The following is a 24,875-nucleotide window of genomic DNA, read 5'->3' on the forward strand; positions in this document are numbered from 1 at the left end:
CCTTTATGCTTTTTGCTTGATGGCGTTAATTTCTAAAGCTTTTTATTTATTATTCATAATATTTTATGTTTTTTTAATTATCAAAAGTCTATTTTTTTTCAAATAATCAATTAATGAAAAAAAAATCCGCAGATTCCTCTACGGATTTTTTAAGCCTTAAAAAAAATTAGTTCGGGTATTTCTCTGCATTTTTACCATAGCGAACTCTAAATTTCAATCGATTAATTAGATATTGTAATACGGGAACGACCACCAAGGTTAAAAAAGTTGCAAAAACCAACCCATAGATGACTGTTTTCGCCAATGGCCCCCAGAACAAGACGTTATCTCCGCCCATGTAAATATCTGGATTGTAATTGCTTAGTAAACCTTCAAAGTCAATGTTTAACCCAGTGGCTAATGGAACCAAGCCTAAAACTGTGGTAATGGCCGTTAAAAGAACTGGCCGCAGGCGTGATGCTCCACCATTCACGATGGAATCTTTCATGTCAGCAATCGGCAACATTACATTTTCTGGAATGTTCAATCGTTTTTTCTTTCGATTGATAAGCAATTGCGTGAAATCAATCAAGACAATGGCGTTGTTTACCACAATTCCTGCCAATGAAATAATTCCCATCATAGTCATCATAATCACAAAATCATCACCACTCACAATCAGGCCTAAAAATACACCAATAAAGCTTAGCAATACCGTTAGCATGATGATAAAAGGTTTAGAAATTGAGTTAAATTGTGTGACGATAATCAATACAATTCCAGCAATGGCAATTAGAAGTGCGGTCATCAAGAAATTCATGTTTTCTGCCTGTTTTTCCTGTTCTCCTGTGAATTTATAGCTCATTCCTTTAGGAAGTGTATACCCCGCATGCGTTAATTTTTCTTTGATTTTATTTACAGTTTCTGTTGGGTTGTACCCTCCCAAGACATTGGAATAAATCGTAATTGTGCGTTCAAAATCTTGTCTTTTGATTTTATTGAATTGCTTTTCTGGGGTTTTTGTAACAATGGCAGAAATGGGAATTTGCATAATTTGCCCATTATTTGGATTTCTAAACGTCAAAGGCTGATTAAACACGATATTCTCATCATAACGTTGTTTTTTGTTTAATCGAATATTAATCGGGTAATCGTCATCGTCTCCAGCAGGGCGGTAGCGAGAAACTTCGTAGCCATAGATTGACTGACGCAAAGTTCCGCCTACCATTTGGTTTGTAACTCCCATGGAACCAGCTAACTGACGGTTAACTTCTACTTTCATCTCTGGAATATCTCTGGAGATATCTATTTTCAATTCTTCCAGTCCTTGCACGCCAGATTGCTCAATAAATACAAGCATTTTTTCGGCTTCGTCCATCATTGCTTGGTAGTCTTTACCTCGAATTTCTAAATTTATTGGGTAACCAGCGGGCGGCCCCACTTCATTTTTTTCCACCGTCACAGAGGCTCCTGCATGCCCGCGAACGGCTTTACGGATTTTTTCTAAGACTTCATTACTATCTACTCCGTGTCTGAATTTATATTCTCTCAAAGACAGAGTGATTTTCCCTTTGTGTGGAATTTCAGCTGAAGACCCAGCATCTGTTTGCGGATTTCCAGCTCCTTCACCTACTTGAGAGACATTTGATTCCACCATGAAGTTGTAGTCTTCTCCATCTTTTTTCACAACATAATCATCTACCACTTCAGCTACCTGAGCTTCAATTTCTTTGGTGAGCTGATTGGTTTTTTCAATATCGGTTCCCTCGGGGTATTCTACATAGACCATGATTTGATTGGGGTCGTTCTCTGGGAAAAATAAAACTTTAGGTTGTGTTACTCCCAACAAAAAAATGCTTAAAATAAATAAGAGCAGCATTCCTACCATGAGCCAAACGGGGTTTTTACGCTTTAAAGCCCAATGCAAAAAATCACGGTATTTGTCTTCTAACCAAGGTAATCCTTTCTCTTGAAACCAAATACTCTGTGGGTATAATATATATTCATACACCCAAATCATGATAGCGAAGAAAATACCTAAGTTCCCAAAAATTCGAAGAATTGTGACATTAAAAACATAACCTGAAAGGACTAAAAGAATGCCCAACCCGCCTAAAATGGCTGTAGAAATAATCATTTTTCTTTTATTTGGCTCTGATTTATCTTCGGCTTCGGTGTGCATAAATTCTGAAGTCATCATGGAATTGATAATCAATGCTACAAATAAGGACGAACCTAGTACTACTGAAAGTGTCATCGGGAAAACCATCATAAATTTACCCATGGTGCCTGGCCACAAAGCTAAGGGGAAAAAGGCGGCCAACGTGGTTGCTGTAGAGGCAATAATTGGCCAAGCGATTTCGCCCACACCTTGCTTTGCGGCTTCTTTTCTGGAATAGCCAGAGTTCATTAATGTATAGACGTTTTCTACAACTACGATTCCGTTGTCTACCAACATCCCAAGCCCCATTACTAGGCCAAAAAGCACCATGGTATTTAAACTTACGCCCATGAAGTTCAGAACCATCAGAGACATCAGCATAGAAAGAGGTATCGCCATCCCTACAAAGCTGGCATTTCTTAAGCCTAAGAAAAATAATAATACGCCCACAACCAAAATTACCCCAAAAACGATATTATTAATTAAATCTTTGACTTGATTTTCTGTCTTAGGAGCTTGATTGTTGGTAACTGTAACTTTCACGTCTGCAGGTAGATAGTCCATTTTGGCATGGTCTATTAATGCCTGTACCTCATTCACTGCATCAATCATGTTCTCGCCACTCCGTTTTTTGATGTCCATCATAATTACAGGCTCACCAGATTCGCGGGCGTAAGTGGTTTTATCTTTTTCTCTAAAATTGATTTCGGCAATATCACCTAGATAAGTGACTCCACCAGTTTCTTTCACGGCAATTAATTTCAAATCATCAGGAGATATAATCTCACCTACTACACGAATGTTTAACCGCTGATCTTGATTGATGATATTCCCACCAGAAATTGTTTTGTTGTCGCCAGAAATAGACTGTGCAATATCATTAAAGCTAACTTGCGCAGCAGCCATTTTATACACATCTAGCGCTACCTCTACTTCTTTGTCGTTCACGCCACGAATCGGCGCTTCCTTGATGGCTTGTAAGGACTCAAAATCATCTTGAAGTTTTTCGGCAAAATCTTTCAGTTGCTGTAGTGTGTAATTTCCTGTGATATTTATGTTTGCAATGGGGAATTCTTCAGCGATATTTAGATCAAAAACATTCGGCTCTACTTTTGCTCCAGTATCCATCGTAGGCCAATTAGCATCAGCTTTTACCATGTCTACTTTGTCTTTCACATCATTTTTAGCTTCCTCTAAAGTTACATCGTCAGAAAATTCAACGATAGTCATTCCATAATCATTGAATGAGATTGACTGAATATCTTTGATTCCAGAAACCCCTCTCAGCTCCTCTTCAATAGGTTCGGTGATGAATTTTTCTACATCTTCTGCTGTATTCCCAGGGTATACAGAAGAAATGTACACTTTATTTTCAATTACCTCAGGGAAAGATTCTCTCGGCATCGAAGTAAAAGCTAAGAGCCCGCCAATAGTAATGATGGCGATAATCACATAAACCGTGATTTTATTTTGAATCGCCCATGTGGAAATCGAGAAACTTTTGTCTGATTCCTGTTCCACTGGGACTGGATTGTTCAGATTCATATTATTTTACGTTTGATAATTCGACTTTATCTCCTTCTTTCAATTTAGCAGGAGCTTCTGTGATTAATATTTGCCCATCGCTGATGCCAGAAATAATTTCAATCATTCCGTTAGAAACCTCTCCAGTTTCTACATAATATTTTTTTGCGAGACCTTCTTTACCATTTACATTTTCTGCTACATAAACAAATTTACCTTGAGCGTCCTCATAGATAACGGTTTCAGCTACTACAATCGCTTTTTCTGCTGTGTAGTCATTTAATTGCAATTCTGCATTCAAGTTTGGTTTCACCAAACCATCTTTATCTGGCACAGGAACTTGCACTTGAAAAGTTCGGTTAGCAGGGTTAATCGAAGAGCTTACTAAGCGAACTTGAGATTCTAAGGTTTTATCAATAGAAGGTAAATGAATAATAGCCTTTGTTCCTACCTGAATAGCAGTTAAATAATTTTCAGGGACATTGGCTACGGCTTTCACACCAGCGGGGTTCACCAAACGAATGATTGGCGTGCCTGGAGCCACAGCTTGCCCGTTTTGTGTAATAACTCGTTCTACTCTTCCACTGAATGGAGCCTTGAGTCTAGTTTTCGCCAATTGTGATTCAGCGCCAGAAACACCACGCTGAGCAGCTGAGACTTGTTGCTTAGCGGCTAAGACTTGTTTTTGAGTCGTTTCATAATTCGTTTTTGCTTGTAGGAACTGCATTTCAGAACCAATTTTTTGATTCCAAAGACTTTGTTGTTTCTCAAAAGTGGTTTTCGCCAAATCCCTCTGAATCTCAGCCTGTTGCAATTGAGCTTTTGCTTGGTCTACTTGAATTTTAGCTTGATTGACTTGCTCGCTCAAGCCACCGTCTGAAATCGTAGCAATGAGTTGCCCGCTTCGCACATATTGTCCCTCTTTCACCAAAAGCCTCAAAACACCACCAAATTCAGGAGTCACACTCACATCTTGGTCTGTTTCAATATTGGCTTGTAGTTTTATAAAGTGATTATATAACGTGTCTTTTGCTATTTGAAACTTCACTAATTTAGATGCTTGGGGGTCCAATTCTGCAATCTTTTCAGCAATTCTTGCCGCTAAGTTCTGCAAGCTATCAGATTGCTCTTGAAGGTTCGTTTGTTTAATTTTTAAAGCATTAATATCTTTGCTGTTCATTAATTCATCTAAAGATTTTTCCTGCTTATTTTTACAAGACATTGCAAAGATGGCTAAAAATATGATGGCTATTTTTTTCATTTTTTTGATTTTGATTTATCTAGTATTTTCCTAAAGCTTGGTATAGTGCTGTTTTAGTTGTAATTAACTCTAGGGCTGATGAAATGTATTCGTTTTCTGCCTCATACATTTGAAATTCAGTATTAGTCAAATCCATATTAGAAGACAAACCTTCAAAATATTTAATTTGTTCTTTTCCGAATATTTTTCTTGTCAGCTCCACTCTTTGGCGATTGATTTGGTAGCGTTCCAATGCATTTTCATAATTCAAATAAGCATTTTTAACCTCTTGTATAAGTTTTTGCTCCGTTTTAGTTCGCTCAATTTCTGCGTTTTCCAATTCAAATTTAGCCTGTTGTGTTTTAGCCCTTCTTTGCAATGAACTAAAAATAGGAACTTCTAATCTTAGCCCCCAGATGGTAGAAGGATAATGATTTCCAAACCCATTGAAAAGGCTCGCATCATTGGTAGACCAATTATGGGAATGTTGCAAAAAGGTGCTGAGCGTTGGCAAAGCCATTGATTTTTGGTGTTTTACTTGCAGCTCATTGAGCGTTACTTGATGCTTTGCCAAACGATAATCGATGTGATTTTTCAGGTTAAAACCTTTATTCTCATGAATTTCTATTAAGTCTTCTTGAATGATTTCTTCTAGTGAAGTCGTAAGAACGGCAGCTTTATTTTGATTCAGCCCCATAATGAACTTTAAAGAATTCAATGCGTTTTCCCTTTGTCTTGTCGCATAATCTTTTGCTGACTTCAAACTCAACAGATTATAGCTCATTTGGTCTACGGCTTGTTCCTCTCCTAGACCAGCTTTATAGATTTCTTTGATATCATGAAGATTTTTTTCACCTGTTTTCACGTTTTTTTCTAAAATCTTTAAATTTTCGCCAGCAATAATTACCGCAGCATAAGCATTTATAACGGCTTGCTTTAATTCCGATTCTGCTTTTTCTTTACTCATGACAGAAATTTGCTTAAAAGCCTTTGCAGATTGCAACCCCACAAGATAAGAGCCACTGAACAGTAATTGAGATGCCTGAACGTTGGCAGCTAAAGTCTTTTGCTGCCCAGCTTCAAATTTTAACGTATCACCCAAGAAGATTAACGGGCGATTTATGTTATAATTATAATCTACATTCCCGTTAATTTGTGGTAACCCGATGGCCGTGTTTTCCCATATTTTCTTTTGAGCTTTTTCAATATTATTGGCGGCTATAAGCAAATCATAATTATGCGTTAATGTATAATCAATGGCTTCCTGCAAAGAAAACCTTAAAGGTTTTTCTTGCGCAAAATGAACTGAAAATATCAGTAAAAAAACGATTTTCAATGTTTTTATCATTTGTCTTGAATTAATTGTTTATATTTTTCTAAGCCCTTCGAAGATAAAATCCCTCTTATGAAAATATCTGAATGAATATCAGCAAAACTATACTGCGCATCCACCTCTTTGTTCAATTCCAAACCAGTTTTAATTGAATTTTGAAGTTCCAAAAAAAGCTTAGCATAAACACGTGGCACAACTTCCTTTCGGTAAATGTTTTGCATCAATCCTTTTTGGAAATTTTGAGCTAATTCTTCAACGATTTTATGATTTTGAGCAATAAAAATCTTTCGGTACAGTTGCCCATAATACCGCTGCAATTGGAATGTACACGCTTGGTACTGTCTGCCATTAAATTTTTGAGCGATATACTTTCTCAGCAACATTAGCTCCTCTATCGCACTCAAATCCTGCGCTTGAATCTGCTGAAATTGATTTTGAATCGCTTCAAACTCATCTTCCAAAACTTCTGAAATCAACTGTTCTTTACTCCCAAAAACTTCATAAAGCGTTTTTTTAGAAATAGCCAGTTGGTTTGCAACGTTATCCATTGTCACCGTCTTAAACCCTGCTTCATAAAACATTCTTGCCGATTCTTTGACTATAATTTCTTTATTCATTTTTATAAAATCGATTGCAAATATAGGTTGAAAACTCAAGAAACCAAAAAAGTTTTTAAGTTCTATGGTTAAAATTATCTTATTCGTCACTCAAATTTTACATCATCTCATTTTTTCTAAGCCTTTAAAAAATTTATACTGAAATGAAAATTAAATTTTCATAACATAATTCAGCTTATTTTAATATATTCTTGCACAAACTTCACCTAAATTTGCACTTGAATTCATTAAAATAAAAAGAATGTTTGATTGGCTAATCTCACTGCTATTCCCTGTAGAAAATCCCTCTATCGGGCAATCGCTCATCACCATCATGCTGGCCATAGGCACTGGCGTTTTCTTAGGTCGATTAAAATTTGGTAAAATTACATTTGGAATTTCTGCCGTTATGTTCACTGGTCTATTTTTGGGGCATTTGGGCTATCGGATAGAAGAATCCATTTTAGATTTCATCCGAGATTTTGGTTTGATTCTTTTCGTCTATGGAATTGGTATTCAGGTAGGGCCATCTTTCTTTTCTTCATTTAAAAGTGAAGGTTTAAAATTTAATATTTTGGCCGTTTCTACCGTATTTTTATCTGGTATAATCACTTATATTCTATACCTTACCACTGGACTTTCTATTGAAAACATGGTGGGAATCATGAGTGGGTCTGTCACCAATACGCCTGGGCTCGGAGCCGCTAAAAACACGATAGCGGAGCTTAAAGATTCTTTCCCAGACCGAACTTTTGACGACCCTGCGATTGGCTATGCTATTACTTACCCACTGGGCGTTTTTGGTATTATCGGCAGTATTATCTTAGTGAAAGTATTACTAAAAATTGAAACCGTAAAAGAGATGCGTCTCTTTAGAATGTCAAAAATCAATTGTGAGAATCCTTTGATTCCTAGAAAAATGAGGGTAACCAACGAGGCTTACTTGGGCAAAAGCATTGAAGATTTACAAAAAGAATTTGGCGAAGGAATTATTGTTTCTCGCATCAAGCGTAGTGGGCAAAAAGAAGTTGTAGCCCCGATGCTCGACACAAAACTAAGCCTCCGAGATGTTTTGATGCTTGAGGGGAAAGAAGAGGATTTAAGTAATTTCATCCAAAAAGTTGGACGTCTTTCTTCTGATTCTTTCATTGAAAGTGACTCTGAAATTGTTGACAAAAAAATATACGTGACCAATCCCAAAGCAGTTCACAAAAAGCTTTCTCAACTTGACCTTTACAATACGTATGATTTGAAAATCACGCGCGTCTTCCGTGCAGGAAGAGAAATTTTACCTCGCCCAAGTTTAGAGCTTTATTACGGCGATGTTTTGAAAGTCATCGGGAAAGAAGATGCCATCAACGAAGCAGGTAAAATCATCGGCAATCAAGAGAAAAAATTAGTAGAACCTGACTTTTTATCACTCTTTGGAGGATTATTCTTAGGAATCGTTTTAGGCTCTATCCCAATAGCCATCCCAAGCTTACCCGTTCCTTTAAAATTAGGCTTCGCCGCTGGTCCGCTGATTGTTGCGTTACTCATTTCCCGCTACGGAGGCATTAAATTTATTCATTCTTATATTAACAATGGCGCCATTCACTTCATGAAAGATTTAGGTATCGCACTATTTTTTGCTGCGGTAGGAGTGCATGCAGGCGATGGTTTCTATGACAACTTTATCGAATTCAACGGCTGGACTTTCCTACTCTACGGTTCTGCCATCACATTGATTCCGCTGTTCACCATGGTCATCGTAGGTCGATTTTTCCTAAAAATCAACTTCTTGCAGCTGGCAGGAATCATGAGCGGCGCTTATACCGACCCAGCGGCACTTTCTTTTAGCACCAATTATCTAGACAGTGATATCCCGATACAAAGTTATGCACAGATTTATCCGCTGGTGACCATCGCCCGTATCGTCACGGCGAGTATGCTAGTGCTTTTATTTGCTTAAATTTTTTTAAGCCTTAAAAAATTCACCAACAAAACCTCGATAAATTTTTTTCATCGAGGGTTTCTATTTTTTTCTAATTCATAAATTTGGAATTAAATTTGAAATCTTCAATTGAACAAAGATTTTTTAAGCCTTATGAAAAAAAATAAATTTCTGCGATTTTCTCTCGCCTCGCTTACTTTAGCCCTTGTCACTTTTTCTCTTTGGAATTGCCAATCAGTCAAAAAAACACAAAAACAAGCGCACAAATTTACTTCAAAAGAAATCGATGGAATGCTTGTCGGGCAGGTTTCAAAAGAGCAATTAAAAGATTTTGCGCCTTGGTATGCCGAAAATCACCGCTACCACGAGCTGAATGAAGACTTGATTCAAAATTTTAAAAAGGCTTTAAAAAAATATGATATTGAAGTCTTTATGGGCACTTGGTGTACAGACAGCCACCGCGAAGTTCCTGCTTTTTTCAAAATTCTTGAAACGGCCGATTATCCCGCCAAAAAGGTGAAACTCTACGCCGTTAATCGAAAGAAAGAAACGGGGCTAGAAGCAGAAAAAGGTAAAAAAATCACGCACGTTCCTACATTTATTTTTCATCAAAACGGGAAAGAGGTTGCACGTATCGTCGAGAGCCCTATCCATTCACTCGAGCAAGATATTCAAGACATCGTAAACGGGAATCCGCAAACACCTCATTACGCAGACTGATGATACGTTACATTAAATATATTATCATATTCCTTATCGGCGTTGGCGTGGCTTACTTTATTTTTGGGAATCAAAAAAAGCAAAACGTGGCAGAAGCTTCTTCTACCATCGCTTATGGGATTCAGCGACTGAATAAATTGGTGGTTGCTGAGCAAAATTATGCCAATTTTTACTCGCACAAAAGCAGTAATTCTTACTTGGGGAATTTAATTTCTTTTGATAAGAATTTGCTTTTGAAAGTTGATTTGCGTGTGCAGGCAAGCTATGATTTATCGGCAATGAAGATTGAAATGGATTCAATCAATCAGAAAATCATCATTAATGAAATTCCTGATTTGAAGCTAGAAACTTTTCCCGATGTTGATTTTTTTGAAATGAAACAGAGCAAGCTCAATCAGTTTAGTAAAGAAGAACTAAATGCCATAAAAAAACGTGCTATCTTGGCTGTGGAGAAGAAAATTGACTATACTGAACTGAGCAGACAAGCTCAAGAGCAGTTGTTTGAAAACTTAGAAGAGATTTATTTATTAGCTAAAATTTACGGCTGGGAGGTTGAAAATAATACTAAATTTTCTAAGCCTTTAGAAAATCGAATAAAATTTTAAACCCTTGAAAAAAAGATGCCATTGGGTAACGGAAGACGCCTTGTACATTCAATATCATGACCACGAGTGGGGCGTCCCAGTAAAAGATGAGCATACGTTTTTTGAGTTTTTGGTGCTAGAATGTTTCCAAGCGGGGTTGAATTGGTTGACTATTTTGAAAAAAAGAGAGCATTTCAGGCAGGCTTTTGATGCGTTTGATTATGAAAAAATAGCTCATTATTCTGAAGAAAAAGTGAGCGAGTTGATGCAAAACAAAGGTATTATTCGCCACGAAGGGAAAATCAGAGCAGCAATCAACAATGCTCAAAAATTCATTGAAATTCAAAGTGAATTTGGTAGTTTCTCTAAATTTATTTGGGGTTTCACCGAAGGGGAAGTTGTCAAAAATCATTGGGAGAGGGGAGATGAAATTCCTGCAAATACGCCGCTTTCTGATGAAATTTCTAAAGCCTTAAAAAAAAGAGGATTTAAATTTGTGGGGAGCACAACGGTTTATGCTTTTTTGCAGGCTACAGGAATTGTAAACGACCACATCTCATCTTGTTTTTGCTACTCACCAGAGTAGTTATTCCATGCTTTTAAAAATATCTCTTCAAATTGACTTTTCAAAGTTGAGAATAATATGAGAATAAGATTTTGATAGAAAGTGTTAAAAGAATGATTTCTATTTATTCATTATCGAGTTAAATGCCCCATAGTTGCAGGCGTTATATTGATATTGTATCCCACGACTTCTTGAAATGTTGAACAACTTTTTTAGCGATTCAGTTTTTTGAGTATCAATGTTTTTCTTGTTTTTAAGAGGAGCTAATTAACTAAAAAATTGATAGCTTAAATAAGCCATAAGATAAGCAAAAGAAGACATCATTACAAACTGGGTTAGTGGCCATTTCCAGGTGCGTGTTTCTCTTTGTACAATTGCCAAGGTGCTGAGGCATTGCATGGCAAAAGCATAAAAGACCATGAGTGAAACACCTGTTGCTAAAGAGAAAACGGGCGTTCCATCAGGGCGTTTTTCTGCTTTCATCCGCTGAATAATGGTGTTTTCATCCTCAGTTTCTGAGCCCAAACTGTAAATTGTAGCCATTGTCCCTACAAAAACCTCACGAGCCGTGAAAGAAGATAAAACGCCAATGCTGATTTTCCAATCGTAACCCAATGGTTTAAAAAAAGGCTCTATAAAATGCCCTATATTCCCTAGCAGAGAATGTTCTAATTTTAAAGACTCTAAGTGATGTTCTTTCTCAGTTTCGTTCCAAGCATTTTGAGTTGCTTGAACCTCAACAATTTGTTCAGCGTTTTGATAAGTTTCGGAAAATCCCCAAGAGCCCATTGCCCATAGAAGTATACTGACTGATAAAATTATTTTACCTGCACCGAAGACAAATGCAGAGACTTTTTCAATTAGCCCTAGCCAAATATTCTTCCAGTGAGGGATTTTATAGTCAGGCATTTCCATGACCAAGTAACTTTTGTAAGGTGAAGAAATCCTTTTTTTCAAAACAAAAGCAAAAAGCAAAGCTGCAATGATACCAAGCAAATAAAGTCCCATCAAAACTAAACCTTGCAGGTTAAAAAAACCAATTTTGGTTTTAGGTATTACCAGAGCAATTAAAATGGCGTAGATTGGCAACCGAGCTGAGCACGTCATAAAAGGTGTTACCAAAATCGTAATGAGTCGTTCTTTTGTGTTTTCGATATTACGGGCTGCCATGATTCCTGGGATGGCACAGGCTGCACCAGACATCAATGGTACCACTGATTTTCCGCTTAGGCCAAATGGTTTCATCCATTTATCCATCAAGAAAACCACTCGGCTCATGTAGCCCGATTCTTCCAAAATTAAAAGAAATAAAATTAAGATAAAGATTTGTGGAATGAAGATGACTACACCCCCAATGCCAGGGATTAATCCATTGGAAATTAGCTGAGCTAAGGGGCTATCACCTAATAATGTTCCGATTTCATTTTGGAAGAAAGCAAAAAGCCCATCGATGTAATTCATTGGGAGTTCGGCCCAAGAATAAATGGCTTGAAATGCTAAAATTAAAATACAAAAAAAGATGACATAACCTAGGACGGGGTGTGTAAAAATTTGATCTAATTTTTCATTCAAATCTGGTTTGTCACTTTTGGGCGAGATAATAGATTTATTGACAATAGGGTCAAGGAGCTCGTTTCTATCAATAGTTTCCTTTACTTGCAGTCGAGCAGAGATAATTTTATGTTTTTCCTGCAAAGTTTTTAGAAAACTAAAATCTTGAACTGCTAAAAAAGAATTTCTCCCTTGGGCTAAAATTTGCCAAGCGATATAATCTCGGGTTAAATTTAATTTTCCTTTAATTTCCTGAACAGCAGGAGCATAATTGGCTGGAATTTCATAATTTTCTTGAAAAACGGGGAAATCCCTTGAGAATCTAGCCAAAAGCTCATCAACACCTTTCCCGCTACGTGCAGCGGTTTGAATTAATTTTTCTCCAGTGAAAAGCTCAATCTCTTTTTCTTGAATTTTAATATTCTTTGCCGCAGCTTGGTCTACCATGTTGAGGGCAAAAATCACAGGCAATCCCATATCTCTCACTTGCTGATAAAGAACCAAACTTCGTTTCAGGTTACTCGGGCTACCAATTACCACAACTTTATCAGGAAAATCAGGGTGTTGAGGTTGGCTTAAAACATCAAAAACAATCTCCTCATCAGCCGATTTAGGGTATAATGAATAGGTTCCTGGGAAGTCATAAATAGTGAAATCTTTGCCCTTAACTTTAATTTTGGCTATTCGTTTTTCTACCGTGGTGCCAGGGTAATTCCCGACTCTTTGTTTTAGACCAGTGATGTAATTAAATAGAGTAGATTTCCCTACATTGGGGTTTCCAATCAGTGCTATTTTTGGCGCCATGATTTAGATTACTTTTTCTATCAACAATTGCTGCGCTTCTGATTTTCTAAGGGCAAGTTTACAGTGGTTTTGGCAAAGTTTGATGCAAATCGGGCCATTGAACGGAGCAGCACATTTATACTCCACTTCTGCACCTGGCATCAAACCTAATTCCATTAACTTAGCAGGAATATTGTCTGTCGTGAAGCCAATAATTCTTGCTTTTTCGCCTTTTTTTAAATCAGATAAATGTGACAATACGTTTTACTTTAATTACAAATATAGTAATTTTAATTTAATCTAAATTATGTTTTTTTGAACGGATTTTGAACATAAATTTTTTAAGCCTTAAAAAAATTTTTATAAAATTACTACTTTTGCAGGTTTAAATACATTTCTGAATTTTATGGACGGATTGATTAAGGCTATACAGCTGATTCTTATATTGTCGATTATAGTTATTTTACACGAGGGAGGTCATTTTGCTGCGGCAAGATTTTTTAAGACCAAAGTAGAGCGTTTTTTTTTGTTTTTTGACGTTTCATTTGCGCTGTTTAAGAAAAAAATCGGAGACACCGTTTATGGGATTGGCTGGTTGCCGCTCGGCGGGTATGTGAAGATTGCTGGGATGATAGACGAGAGCATGGACAAGGAACAAATGAAATCTCCCCCACAACCTTGGGAGTTCCGTTCTAAGCCAGCATGGCAGCGGTTAATCATCATGTTGGCGGGGATTTTTGTCAATTTAATTTTAGCCATTCTTATTTTTTCGATTCTAACTTTTACGAATGGAGAAAACTTTGTAAACGTTAATAAATTAGAAAATGGAGTGGTAGTAGATAGCGCTCAGCTAGATTTGGGCATGCTGCCTGGTGATACTCCCGTGGGGGTGAATGGAGAGAGATATGATGACTTAGCAAAAATTAGCATGAAAGCTTTGATCGACGGCGGAACATTGGAAGTGAAGAGAGGTAATGAAATAGTGCATCTGCCCATCAAAAAGCAAGACCAAGTGGAGATGCTGGAAGCTAAAGGACAGTATTTTACGCCAAACGTTCAGATCTTTGTTGATTCAATTTTACCGAATTTACCTGCATCAAAATCTGATTTAGCTAAAGGTAATGTAATAAAAGCAATTAATGGAAAACCTGTCAACGGATGGAGTGGTGTTGTAAAAGAAATTTCTACACACAAAAATCAGAATATTCAACTGCAGGTAGAAAGTGGGAATCAATCAAAAACAGTAGATATTCGAGTAAATGCAGAGGGTAAAATCGGATTTTCCCCAGCAATGAAAATGGATAATATTATTGACATCAGAGAATTCAACTTCTTTGAATCCATTGGCAAAGGCGTAGAAAAAACTTTTGCTACGATTACCAGCCAAGTGCAATCCATCGGGATGCTTTGGAAATTGGAAGGAGAAGCGACCAAATATTTATCTGGCCCGATTGGCATTGCACGAGCCATGCCAACAACTTGGGATTGGACTTTCTTTTGGTCATTTACAGCTCTACTCTCGGCATGGTTGGCTTTTGTCAATATTTTGCCAATTCCGGGTTTAGATGGCGGGCACGCACTATTTACCATTTATGAAATGGTTACGGGGCACAAACCAAGTGATAAATTTATGGAAATCATGCAAATGGTAGGAGCTGTGATTTTAATCGGCCTGATGATTTTCATCTTCGGGAATGACATTTACAATCTAATTTTCAATTAATGAAAACCCTATTAATCATTGATATTCAGAATGATTTTTTGCCTGGCGGAGCTTTAGCAGTTGCTGGAGGTGATGAAATCATACCGTACATCAATCGCATAGTGAGTGATTATGATTTGGTTGTAGCCACACAAGACTGGCACCCACGGCAGCACAAAAGTTTTGCATCTCAGCATGTGGGTAAAAAAGCTTTTGAAAGCATAGCATGGCAAGGAAATACAGAAATCCTCTGGCCAGACCATTGTGTGCAAGGAACAGAAGGAGCAGAATTTTCTAAGGCTTTAGAAATTCCTCAAGTGGCAGCCATTTTTAGAAAAGGTATGAACCCTGAAGTCGATAGTTATTCGGCTTTTTACGACAATCACCATCAGAAATCTACCCATTTGGCCGAATACCTAAAAGCACAAAACGTGATGAGTATAGACGTAGTAGGTTTGGCAGCCGATTTTTGTGTTTATTATACCATTTTAGATGCTTTGGACGAAGGTTTTGAAGTGAATCTACACAGTCAAGGGACAAAGGAAATTAATACGGATAATTATAAAAGACAATTATCAGTTTTATTAAAAAAAGAGAGGTTTAACTTGGTGGAAAGTTAAATATTTATTTGTTTTGCTGATTAGTTAGATTTAAAAATCTTTTTGTTTAGAATCTAGAATAATTGTTACCGGACCATCATTTAGTAATTCCACTTGCATATCTGCACCAAATTTTCCTGTTTGCACAGTTTTCCCCAAAGCAGATTCCATTTCAGTAATTAGTTTTTGATAATACGAAATCGCGGCATCGGGTTTAGCTGCGCGAATATAAGACGGTCTATTGCCCTTTTTGCAATTGGCGTGCAGTGTGAATTGGCTTACAATCAGCACTTCACCGCCGATTTCTTGAACAGAAAGATTCATCATCCCATTTTCATCATTAAAGATTCTGAGCTGAGTGATTTTTTTTATCATCCAGTCAAAATCTTCTTGAGTTTCCTTTGATTCAAACCCAACCAAAATCAATAATCCCGCCGAAATCTCACCAATGGTATCTCCCGCCACCGCTACGCTAGCGTGTTTAACTCTTTGAATAATCGTTCTCATGCTCTTTAGCTTCTTCCAAAAAAGTTAAATAACTATCATATCTCGATGCTTCAATTTCACCTAATTCAACAGCATTTTTTATAGCACATTGTGGCTCGGTGGTATGAAGACAATTATGAAATTTACAATCAGATTTTCGCTCAAAGATTTCAGGGAAATAATCTTGAATTTCTTCTTTTTTAAAGTCTACTAAACCAAGTTCTTTAATGCCAGGGGTGTCGATAATGTTTCCACCAAAAGGCCAAGAGAATAATTGTGCAAAAGTAGTGGTGTGTTGTCCTTTTTTATTAAAATTGCTGATGTCTTTGGTTTTTAAATTCAAATCAGGATGAAGCTGATTCACCAAAGTGCTCTTCCCAACCCCAGAGTGCCCACTGAAAACGCTTGTTTTGTCCTTTAGAAATTCCTTTAAATTTTCTAAGCCTTTATTTTTTTTGGCAGAAACGGCCAAAACTTCATAGCCAATAGATTCGTACAAATTTTCCAAGGCTTTAAAAATTTCCAAGTCTTTCTCGGTATATAAATCTAATTTGTTAAAAACAATCAAAACAGGAATATGATACGCCTCTGCTGTGATCAAAAATCGGTCGATGAATCCCGTAGAAGTGCGAGGATGGTTGACGGTAGCCAAGAGAACCGCAAGCTCAACATTGCTGGCAATGATGTGGGTTTTTTTAGATAAATTCACAGATTTACGAATGATGTAATTTTGCCTTTTTTGGATATTAGTAATCACGGCAATATTATCTTTATCTAATTCAAAATCAACGAAATCACCCACAACAATAGGATTGGTGTGTTTGATATTACTTAAGCGGAATTTCCCTCGAATTCTGGCTTCATATTTTTGGCCATTTTCAGCCTGAATTTGATACCAACTGCCAGTCGATTTTGTAACTAATCCTCTCATCAATTAATTTTCGCCCATGATTTGGTTTTGAATTTTAATAGATTCTTGGTGAACCGCCGTCAAGAAACGATTTACAAACTCCTCAGAAAGGCCATGTTTACTTGCTTTTTCTAAAATTTGTTTTTGAATGTTTTGCCAACGTTTTGGTTGAAAAACCGTTACATTATGCTCTTTTTTCAGCATACCGATGTTTTTAGAAATATCCATTCGCTCATAGAGCATATCAAGAATTCGCGTATCGGTATCATCAATTTGATTTCTCAAACTCTCTAGCTGAACGTGAAAATCTTTATCAGGGTCGTTTTCCTCTCGAATTTTTAAAGCCTTTAAAATTTCATCTAAACGCTCGGGGGTAATTTGTTGCTGAGCATCACTCCATGCTTCATCAGGATTTACGTGAGTTTCTATCATCAAACCTTCGAAGCCAAAATTCATCGCCTTTTGCGAAATCTCGTGAATTAGCTCTCGATTGCCAGCAATGTGCGAAGGGTCGCAAATAATAGGAATTTCAGGTAAACGATTTTTTAAATCCAATGGGATTTGCCATTGGGGCTGATTTCGGTATTTATCTTTTTTGTAAGTGGAGAAACCACGATGAATCACACCTAAGTTCTTGATACCTTGCCCGTTGAGTCGTTCCAAAGCACCAATCCATAACTCTAAATCAGGATTTATAGGATTTTTGACCAAAACAATTTTATCAGTATCACGTAAAGCCTCTGCAATCTCTTGAATTTGAAAGGGATTTACCGTAGTTCTCGCACCAATCCACAATATGTCTACATCATATTCCAAAGCCAATTTGGCGTGATTAGCATTCGCAATTTCTGTTGAGATTTTGTAGCCAAACTCATCTCTAACTTTAGACAACCAGTTGAGCCCAATCGCACCGACGCCTTCAAAACAATTAGGTTTTGTCCTCGGTTTCCAAATTCCAGCTCTGAAAACTTCTACTTTATCTTTTGGTAAACTTCTTGCGATTTCCAACATTTGAGCCTCGCTTTCAGCACTGCAAGGGCCCGCAATAGTCAATGGGCGGTCAAAAGCTTTAAGCCAGTTATTTGTTTCCATAATTTGAAATTTTAAAAATCGGGCTAATATAATTTTTTTTGATTAAAAAGATTAATCTAAAAATAACTTTTCATAAAAAATCACACATTTCTTACATTCTCAGGCAAGATTTATTACTAGATTATTTAAGTCCCATTGAAACACAAATTTATTATGAGTTATTGAATTGATTTTAAGCTACGTAAAATTTCTTTTAAAATAAAAATCATCATTTTCTGAATTTGAGCGTAATTCATTCAAAACTTTTTTGTAACTTTCTCCCAGAGTTGCTTTTTTATTTTATTTAATTGAAAATCAGTTGAATAAAATAAGGGGGGGAGTGTTTTTAGGCAACTTTTTTACCAATGTACTGCGGGCGGTTGAATATTTTTTCTAAGCCTTAAAAAATTTTTCGTGAAATGGAAATAAAAAACCGTGTTGCTAATAGTGGGCTGATAACGATTGACTTAGAAGAATTATACCGACGAGAAGAAGCGGAATGGGCTGATTTTGATTTAAAAAATTTTTTGTTGGAAGATGTTCTACTGAAGGAAAAGAACTTTAGAGAAGAGCTGAAAGGTTTTTGTTGGAATGATTTTCGGGGCAAATTCGTACATTTGTATTGCTCTGCAGATGCCATCCTACCTGGTTGGGCTTTTCTTTTACCGCTAACTTACCTTCAGCCAGTGGCAAAGAAAGTTGTTTTCACTCACAAAGAGAATTTAGACCCGCTGAATGAGGTTCTAAAATTTTTAATTGAAAATTTAGATCCTCAAAGATTTAAAAATGAACGTGTTATAATCAAAGGATGTAATAAATTAAAGATTCAGCAAGAGCGATATTTGGATTTAGTGCAAAAAATTCAGCCCTACGTAAAATCTTTGATGTACGGAGAGGCTTGCAGCACAGTCCCGCTATATAAAAGGAAAAATTAACTCGTGGTGTATTGCCAAACGAGATTTGCTTTTAGCCCGATTTTTTAAGCCTTTAAATTTTTTTATAAAGCTTTAAAAATGATTTGCATTTGCTTTTCTTTTTTTAAATAAATATTGATTTTGCCAGACTTAGTAAAACTGGTTTTTCTATCTAAGACATAGTAGCCATCAAGTTTAGTTGATTCCTTTGCTTTTTCTTTGCCGTGAAGGTTTATTTTCACCTCGTTGGGCGTAATTTCTTCAACTTCAAACACCATTTCAGTAGTGATGCCGTTCACATTTATTTCTTTTTTCCATTGGTCTTTTACGCCTACTGGCTCATTGGGCAAAGGAATGGCGATAGAAGAAAAAGCCATTTGGTCAAAGGGTAAACCAATCTTCTGGTTCTGCCATTCGATGTTTTTCACTTCCGCCTTATCGGTAATTTGAAGGGTAAATTGGCTAGCTAAAATTGGCTTGATTTGTTCCCCCAAAACTTGCGCTGAATTGCAAAATCTTTTGGGCTCTTTTCAGGTATATTTTTACAGCTAAAAAAAAATATAAGGCTTAGAAAAAAAAGCAAATATTTCATTCTAAAATCTTTTTTAACTCAGTATTGCCTTTCAAATTTCTTACATTTCTTTGAATCCAAGAAGCTCGTTTGTTGATATAGCTACTCGCAGGATTGACATTATATCTTTTTGGGCTAGGCAGAGCCGCTATAATTTTAGAAATCTCTAAATCAGTCAGTTGATTGGCTTCTTTTTTAAAATAATATTGAGCCGCTGCTTCAATACCATAAACGCCTTTTCCCATTTCTACAGAGTTGAGGTATAAATCTAGAATTCTTTTTTTTGAGGTTACAGTTTCCAAAATAAATGTCGCATAGGCTTCTACTGCTTTCCTCAAATAAGTTCTTCCTTGCCATGCAAAGATGTTTTTTGCCGTTTGCTGACTGATGGTGCTACCACCGCGTAATTTTTTACCCTTTTGGTTGTTTTCAAAAGCCTTTTTCATACTATCGAAATCAAAGCCCTTGTGTTGTGCAAAGTTTTGGTCTTCAGCAGCTACCAAAGCCCAGCGTGCATAGTTCGGGATTTCTTCAGAAGAGAGATCGTTGCGCCTTAAAGAATAACCCGCCAGTAGATTACTGATTTGTGTAATGGTAACAGGCGGGTAAATGAAATTTAAAAGAATTCCATAAACCCATGGGAGAATGAGAATGATGAGAATCCCTTTGATGAATTTCCTTAGCATTTATATAGATTTACCAATATCTTCACGATAGTACTCAAAGTCGAAATTAATTTTTTGAATATTTTTGTAGGCGATATTTCGAGCTTCTTCTAAATCTTTTCCTAAACCTACCACATTGAGTACGCGGCCGCCATCGGTGTAATATTTTCCATTAGTTTGCTTGACTCCGGCAAGAAATAATGGTGCTTCTACATTCTCTAAACCTCTGATTTGAAATCCTTTTTCATAATTTCCTGGGTAGCCGCCACTGGCCATTACCACGCAGCAAGAATGTTGATCTTCCCATTCTAGTTTTAATTCTTTTCCTGCGATAGAATCTTTAATGACTTCTAGTAAATTATTTTTGAGCAAAGGAAGCAGAGCTTCGGCTTCAGGGTCGCCGAAGCGCATATTGTATTCTAAAAGGTAAACACCATTTTCTGTGACCATTAATCCAAAGAAAATAACTCCAGCAAATTTCATTTTTTCTTCTATCAAACCTTTTTGAGTAGGGATAAGAATATTTTTTATGAAATCTTGCATATGAGCCTCAGTGAAACTTGGATTAGGAGCTACAACGCCCATTCCACCAGTGTTCAAGCCTTTATCCTCTTCATTAATTTTTTTATGATCTTTTGCTGTAATGAAGGGTGTAATTGTAGACCCATTAAAAATGGAAAGAATAGAACATTCAAAACCCTTTAGGAAAGTTTCTATCACGATCTCTTTGCCAGCATCACCAAACTCACCATCGACCATGATTTTACGAATGGTAGATTCTGCCATGAATTTATCTTCAGCGATGACGACACCTTTCCCCGCAGCCAATCCGCTGGCCTTGATGACGACTGGGAACTCCTCTAAATTTTCAATGTGTTTTTGTGCATCGATAAAATGCCGAAAAGTTTTTGATTCGGCTGTTTTGATGCCGTATTTCGTCATAAATTCTTTGGAGAAGGCTTTGCTCCCCTCCAATTTAGCTGATTTTTGATTCGGGCCAAAAATTTTTAAACCAGCATTTTTGAAAACATCTACAATGCCTTCTACTAGCTCAGCTTCAGGTCCAACGATAGTCAAGCCAATACCTTGAGATTTTGCAAAATTTTTTGCTTCTTCTATTGAAACAAGTTCTTCGTTTTCGCCTAAATCTTTTGTTCCTCCATTCCCAGGAGAGAAGAATAACTCAGCATCGGGGTTATCTTTTTTGATTTTCCAACCGATGGCATGCTCACGCCCGCCAGAGCCAATAATTAATACTCGCATATGTTTTTCTAAATTTAAATCTTAATGTAAAAAATGTCTCATTCCTGTAACTACCATCGCAATATTCAGTTCATTTGCTTTCTCGATGACTTTAGGGTCATTCAAACTTCCTCCAGGCTGAATAATAGCTTCTACGCCCTGTTCTGCTGCATATTCTACCACATCTGGGAAGGGGAAAAACGCATCTGATGCCAAAACTAAACCGTCTTCGCGCTTTTCTTTTGCTCTATTGATGGCTTGTTGTGCTGCCCAGATTCTATTGGTCTGCCCTGTGCCAATGCCCAAGGTTTGCAGTTGATTTGCCACTACAATGGCATTGCTTTTCACGTTTTTGATGACTTGCAAGGCAAACTTTAAATCCTCCAGTTGTTGAGGTGTTGGTTTTCTATCGGTCACTAGGTCAAATTGTTGTGTGAAAGCAAGGTCTTTATCTTGAACCAGCAATCCACCATCTACTGGGATGATGCTGGTTTTGGTCTGCTCAAAATTTCGAATTTTTATAAGCCTTAGATTTTTCTTTTTAGAAAATTCATCGAGAGCTCCTTTTTCAAAATCTGGCGCCACAACAATTTCCAAGAAAATTTCGTTGCACTTCTCTGCAACTTCTTTGGTCACTTTTCGGTTAAAAGCCACAATTCCACCAAAAATAGAGATTGGGTCAGCATCATGTGCTTTTTTGTAAGCCTTTAGTAAATTTTCATCTAAAGCAACACCACAAGGCGTACTGTGTTTCACAGCGCAACAAGCTGTGTGGTTAAAGCTTCTGACTACATTCCAAGCCAAGTCGAAATCCCTCAAATTATTAAAAGATAACTCTTTACCCTGAATTTGCTCAAAATCCTTTAATGAGCCGCCGCCTGTAGTCGCAGTGTAATAAGCCGCAGACTGGTGGGGATTTTCTCCATAGCGCAAAACAGAATGTTTTTTATAAGAAAGATTGAAATATTCTGGGAAATCTTCGTTCAGTAATTTTTTTGCGATAGCTGCATCGTAAGCAGAAGTTAGATTAAAAACTTTCCCCGCTAAGGTCTTTCTTGTGGTGAACGAAATTTCTTTTGTTTCTTCTAATTCTTGAATAATTTTGCCGTAGTCGTTTAAATCCGTCACGACAGCAACGTCAAAATAAGATTTTGCCGCCGAGCGCAACATGGTAGGTCCACCAATGTCGATAAATTCAGCTAAATCACTATCGGTTAAATTTTTATCAGCATTTTCAAAAAACGGATAAAGATTTACTACGACTAAATCTATCGTGCCAATACCTAGTTCTTGTAATTTAGTTAAATCATCTGGTTTTGAGCGTCTTGCCAAAATCCCACCATGAATGTGAGGGTGCAAAGTTTTTACGCGTCCGTCTAGAATTTCAGGAAACCCAGTGATTTCAGCAACTTCCGTCACGTCTAAGCCACCTTTTTTCAAATGATGATAAGTTCCACCAGTGGAAAGCAAGCGGTAGTTGTTTTCAATTAATTTCTGAGCAAAATACTCAATATTGGTTTTGTCTGAAACGCTAATTAAAGCTGTTTTCATGCTATAAAGTTCTTAAAATTAAAAAATAAACGTCTGTACAAATATAAATATTTTGTTAAAACTCAAGCAGCCGCTTAGTTTTGGAGCGAATAGCCTAAAGCTTCCACCACTTTTTGAATCACCTCTTCTTCAGGAGAGCCAGTAATACTCATGGATTTAGAATCAAAATCGACATTAGCATCGGCTACATTTTCTATTTTTTTGATATTTTCTACAATGCTATCAGCACAGCCAGTACATTGCATACCGTTGATTTTATAAATTTTTGTCGTCATATAATTTCATGAATTTTTAAAGTTTTTTTAGAAATAAAAAAAGCAGAACGAGAGTAATTCTGCTACGGTATTTTAATAAGGCTTAAAAAATTAAGCTTGAGGAATATACAACACCTGACCAGGGTAAATTTTATCAGGATCAGAGAGCATTGGGCGGTTTGCTTCAAAGATTTTATTGTATTGATTTGCATCGCCGTAAACCTCTTTGCTAATTTTAGACAAAGTATCCCCAGATTTCACTGTATACATAGTTTTTTGGATATCTGGAATTTCAATTTTTAAAGGCTCAGTTAAAGTTAAATCATCTTTCACATGAGTAATTCCCTCTACGTTACCAGCTGTTGCAAGGATTCTTTGTTTCTCATCAATATTTTTAGCTTTTCCGCTTAGAGTAACGGTATCTCCATCAACATTGAGGTTAACGCTAGATAAATCAAAGTTGTATTGACTTAAATGTTCTTTCACCTTTTGTGCTTTTTGCTCTGCACTATCCTCTGTCCCGAATAATTTTGAGCCAGTATCTTTAATGAATGAAAAAAATCCCATAAAATTCAAATTTTTAATTTATATTAGTAGTAAATGGGAAAATATCATGCCACAAATTATTTTTTCAAGCCTTAAAAAATTTAACCTAAAATTAATGTAAAATTTTTTAATATTGAGGTGTGCAAAGGACAGAGAAATCTAAAATATTATTAATTTACACGGGAGGAACCATCGGGATGAGCAGGAATTTTGAGACGGGAGCGCTAGAGCCCTTCAATTTCAATAACATTGCGCAACATATTCCAGAGCTGAAGCAAATTCCAGTAAAAATCACCATTTTTGAGTTTGAGCAAATCATCGATAGCTCGGAGATGAATGTAGAGTATTGGCAGAAAATCGCTGATAAAATTTTTGCTGAGTACCAAGGCTATGATGGTTTTGTGGTATTGCACGGCACAGACACGATGGCATATACTGGCTCTGCTTTGAGTTTTATGCTACAGAATTTAACGAAACCTATCATCTTGACGGGCTCACAATTACCAGTGGGGGATTTGAGGACGGATGCTAAAGAGAATTTAATCAGCTCTATCTACTTCGCATCACTGAAAAATGAATTGGGTGAATCGCAGATTCAAGAGGTTGCCATTTATTTTGAATATAAATTGTATAGAGCCAACCGAGCGACAAAAATTAATGCCAATCATTTTGATGCTTTTGATTCTCCCAACTTTCCGCCCTTGGGCGAGTCTGGAATTACAATGGAGGTGAATGAACACCTGTTGCTGAAAAAAAAACCGAGTCAAGAATTAAAATACTACAGAGACATGTCTAGCCAAGTGATGTTGATTAAAATTTTCCCAGGAATGCAAGAAGAAATTTTATTGCACTTGTTGGAAAGTTCAAAGATTCAATGTCTGCTGGTAGAAGCTTACGGAAGTGGAAACATATTTAATTACCCAAAATTTTTTAAGGCTTTAGAAAAAAAGATAAATAAAGGAATGTACATTATCATTTTGAGTCAATGCGTTGGTGGAAGCGTGAGTTTAGGAAAGTATGGGAGTAGCAAAAAATGGCAGCAAATCGGTGCTATAAGCGGGAAAAACATGACCACAGAGGCGGCACTAGTTAAATCAATGCATTTGCTAGCAAAGGCAGAAAATCATACTAATTTCAAGTTGGATTTTACAAAAAATTTATTTGGAGAGTGTTTTGAATAGATTAAAATTTTTCAAACTAAATAATTTTGTTTAATTTGGCAGAATGAAATCGCATAGGCAAAGAAGAAAATGAATAAAGGGAGAGGTGGCCGAGTGGTTTAAGGCGCACGCCTGGAAAGCGTGTTTCCGCGAAAGCGGATCGAGGGTTCGAATCCCTTCTTCTCCGCAAGAAAAGGAAAAAATAAATTAGTTAACTAAATAAATTTTAGAATTA

Annotated in this window: 23 protein-coding genes and 1 tRNA gene; 9 read left to right on the top strand and 15 right to left on the bottom strand. The window is 36.8% G+C overall.

Annotation, left to right across the window (positions count from 1 at the left end; translation table 11 throughout):
• Positions 1-166 precede the first annotated feature (166 nt).
• The 4 genes from QOX03_RS00465 to QOX03_RS00480 are packed head-to-tail and all read right to left on the bottom strand — an operon-like array spanning position 167 to position 6,854.
• Complete coding sequence (locus QOX03_RS00465; RefSeq protein WP_283671051.1) at positions 167-3,685, bottom strand: efflux RND transporter permease subunit; 3,519 nt, start codon at positions 3,683-3,685, stop codon at positions 167-169.
• Position 3,686: 1 nt separating this feature from the next.
• Positions 3,687-4,925: an efflux RND transporter periplasmic adaptor subunit gene (locus tag QOX03_RS00470; protein WP_283671052.1), complete on the bottom strand. Its 1,239-nt coding sequence runs from the start codon at positions 4,923-4,925 to the stop codon at positions 3,687-3,689.
• 19 nt (positions 4,926-4,944) lie between these two features.
• The gene (locus QOX03_RS00475; protein WP_283671053.1) at positions 4,945-6,252 is read right to left on the bottom strand and encodes a TolC family protein; all 1,308 of its coding nucleotides are present in this window, start codon (positions 6,250-6,252) and stop codon (positions 4,945-4,947) included.
• On the bottom strand, positions 6,249-6,854 hold the full coding sequence (locus QOX03_RS00480; RefSeq protein WP_283671054.1) for a TetR/AcrR family transcriptional regulator: 606 nt from the start codon (positions 6,852-6,854) through the stop codon (positions 6,249-6,251). Before QOX03_RS00480 ends, QOX03_RS00475 begins: the two co-directional genes overlap by 4 nt.
• A 241-nt stretch (positions 6,855-7,095) precedes the next feature.
• Here QOX03_RS00480 and QOX03_RS00485 point away from each other — a divergent pair, with 241 nt between their 5' ends.
• The 4 genes from QOX03_RS00485 to QOX03_RS00500 all read left to right on the top strand — a co-directional run bounded on the left by QOX03_RS00485 (position 7,096) and on the right by QOX03_RS00500 (position 10,656).
• Positions 7,096-8,784, top strand: coding sequence for a putative transporter (locus tag QOX03_RS00485; protein ID WP_283671055.1), 1,689 nt, complete (start codon positions 7,096-7,098; stop codon positions 8,782-8,784).
• Between the two features lie 135 nt (positions 8,785-8,919).
• The gene (locus QOX03_RS00490; RefSeq protein ID WP_283671056.1) at positions 8,920-9,486 is read left to right on the top strand and encodes a thioredoxin family protein; all 567 of its coding nucleotides are present in this window, start codon (positions 8,920-8,922) and stop codon (positions 9,484-9,486) included.
• The gene (locus QOX03_RS00495) at positions 9,486-10,091 is read left to right on the top strand and encodes a DUF4230 domain-containing protein (protein WP_283671057.1); all 606 of its coding nucleotides are present in this window, start codon (positions 9,486-9,488) and stop codon (positions 10,089-10,091) included. The genes QOX03_RS00490 and QOX03_RS00495 overlap by 1 nt, the downstream gene beginning before the upstream one ends.
• A gap of 4 nt (positions 10,092-10,095) precedes the next feature.
• On the top strand, positions 10,096-10,656 hold the full coding sequence (locus QOX03_RS00500; RefSeq protein WP_119057215.1) for a DNA-3-methyladenine glycosylase I: 561 nt from the start codon (positions 10,096-10,098) through the stop codon (positions 10,654-10,656).
• 246 nt (positions 10,657-10,902) lie between these two features.
• Here QOX03_RS00500 and feoB read toward each other — a convergent pair whose 3' ends face one another.
• Both feoB and QOX03_RS00510 read right to left on the bottom strand, forming a co-directional pair.
• Positions 10,903-12,990, bottom strand: a complete 2,088-nt coding sequence (gene feoB / locus QOX03_RS00505; protein ID WP_283671058.1) for a ferrous iron transport protein B — start codon at positions 12,988-12,990, stop codon at positions 10,903-10,905.
• A 3-nt stretch (positions 12,991-12,993) separates the two neighbouring features.
• Positions 12,994-13,227 carry a FeoA family protein gene (locus QOX03_RS00510; RefSeq protein ID WP_283671059.1) on the bottom strand — a complete coding sequence of 78 codons (234 nt, stop codon included), beginning with the start codon at positions 13,225-13,227 and terminating at the stop codon, positions 12,994-12,996.
• Between the two features lie 148 nt (positions 13,228-13,375).
• Between QOX03_RS00510 and rseP the strand changes: the two genes are divergently transcribed.
• Both rseP and pncA read left to right on the top strand, forming a co-directional pair.
• Positions 13,376-14,692 (top strand): RIP metalloprotease RseP, encoded by a 1,317-nt coding sequence (gene rseP, locus QOX03_RS00515; RefSeq protein WP_283671060.1) that lies wholly within the window; start codon positions 13,376-13,378, stop codon positions 14,690-14,692.
• The gene (pncA, locus tag QOX03_RS00520; protein WP_283671061.1) at positions 14,692-15,291 is read left to right on the top strand and encodes a bifunctional nicotinamidase/pyrazinamidase; all 600 of its coding nucleotides are present in this window, start codon (positions 14,692-14,694) and stop codon (positions 15,289-15,291) included. Before rseP ends, pncA begins: the two co-directional genes overlap by 1 nt.
• Before the next feature lie 30 nt (positions 15,292-15,321).
• Here pncA and dtd read toward each other — a convergent pair whose 3' ends face one another.
• Genes dtd through QOX03_RS00535 form a run of 3 tightly spaced genes read right to left on the bottom strand, consistent with a single transcriptional unit; the run spans position 15,322 to position 17,758 of the window.
• The gene (dtd, locus tag QOX03_RS00525; RefSeq protein ID WP_283671062.1) at positions 15,322-15,777 is read right to left on the bottom strand and encodes a D-aminoacyl-tRNA deacylase; all 456 of its coding nucleotides are present in this window, start codon (positions 15,775-15,777) and stop codon (positions 15,322-15,324) included.
• Positions 15,752-16,687 carry a ribosome small subunit-dependent GTPase A gene (gene rsgA, locus QOX03_RS00530; RefSeq protein ID WP_283671063.1) on the bottom strand — a complete coding sequence of 312 codons (936 nt, stop codon included), beginning with the start codon at positions 16,685-16,687 and terminating at the stop codon, positions 15,752-15,754. The genes dtd and rsgA overlap by 26 nt, the downstream gene beginning before the upstream one ends.
• A 3-nt stretch (positions 16,688-16,690) precedes the next feature.
• Complete coding sequence (locus QOX03_RS00535) at positions 16,691-17,758, bottom strand: bifunctional 3-deoxy-7-phosphoheptulonate synthase/chorismate mutase type II (RefSeq protein WP_283671064.1); 1,068 nt, start codon at positions 17,756-17,758, stop codon at positions 16,691-16,693.
• Between the two features lie 398 nt (positions 17,759-18,156).
• On the opposite strand from QOX03_RS00535, the gene QOX03_RS00540 reads away from it, so the two are divergent.
• On the top strand, positions 18,157-18,672 hold the full coding sequence (locus QOX03_RS00540; protein ID WP_119058820.1) for a DUF2480 family protein: 516 nt from the start codon (positions 18,157-18,159) through the stop codon (positions 18,670-18,672).
• Positions 18,673-18,734: 62 nt separating this feature from the next.
• On the opposite strand, the gene QOX03_RS00545 is transcribed toward QOX03_RS00540, so the two are convergent.
• From QOX03_RS00545 to lysM, 6 genes are all read right to left on the bottom strand, one after another.
• Positions 18,735-19,145: a hypothetical protein gene (locus QOX03_RS00545; RefSeq protein ID WP_283671065.1), complete on the bottom strand. Its 411-nt coding sequence runs from the start codon at positions 19,143-19,145 to the stop codon at positions 18,735-18,737.
• A 94-nt stretch (positions 19,146-19,239) separates the two neighbouring features.
• Positions 19,240-19,908, bottom strand: a complete 669-nt coding sequence (gene mtgA / locus QOX03_RS00550; RefSeq protein WP_119057206.1) for a monofunctional biosynthetic peptidoglycan transglycosylase — start codon at positions 19,906-19,908, stop codon at positions 19,240-19,242.
• Positions 19,909-21,150, bottom strand: coding sequence for a phosphoribosylamine--glycine ligase (purD, locus tag QOX03_RS00555; RefSeq protein WP_283671066.1), 1,242 nt, complete (start codon positions 21,148-21,150; stop codon positions 19,909-19,911).
• 21 nt (positions 21,151-21,171) lie between these two features.
• A complete protein-coding gene (gene purH / locus QOX03_RS00560) occupies positions 21,172-22,680 on the bottom strand; it encodes a bifunctional phosphoribosylaminoimidazolecarboxamide formyltransferase/IMP cyclohydrolase (RefSeq protein ID WP_283671067.1) in 1,509 nt (502 codons plus the stop codon).
• Positions 22,681-22,754: 74 nt separating this feature from the next.
• Positions 22,755-22,955, bottom strand: a complete 201-nt coding sequence (locus QOX03_RS00565; RefSeq protein WP_283671068.1) for a heavy-metal-associated domain-containing protein — start codon at positions 22,953-22,955, stop codon at positions 22,755-22,757.
• Positions 22,956-23,045: 90 nt separating this feature from the next.
• Positions 23,046-23,501 carry a peptidoglycan-binding protein LysM gene (gene lysM / locus QOX03_RS00570; RefSeq protein ID WP_283671069.1) on the bottom strand — a complete coding sequence of 152 codons (456 nt, stop codon included), beginning with the start codon at positions 23,499-23,501 and terminating at the stop codon, positions 23,046-23,048.
• Positions 23,502-23,620: 119 nt separating this feature from the next.
• On the opposite strand from lysM, the gene QOX03_RS00575 reads away from it, so the two are divergent.
• Together QOX03_RS00575 and QOX03_RS00580 are read left to right on the top strand one after the other, a co-directional pair.
• On the top strand, positions 23,621-24,661 hold the full coding sequence (locus QOX03_RS00575; protein WP_283671070.1) for an asparaginase: 1,041 nt from the start codon (positions 23,621-23,623) through the stop codon (positions 24,659-24,661).
• A 79-nt stretch (positions 24,662-24,740) separates the two neighbouring features.
• Positions 24,741-24,827: transfer RNA gene (locus QOX03_RS00580), tRNA-Ser, on the top strand.
• Positions 24,828-24,875 lie beyond the last annotated feature (48 nt).

Origin of the sequence: Candidatus Ornithobacterium hominis, assembly GCF_951229915.1 — a bacterium.
GTDB lineage: Bacteria > Bacteroidota > Bacteroidia > Flavobacteriales > Weeksellaceae > Ornithobacterium > Ornithobacterium hominis.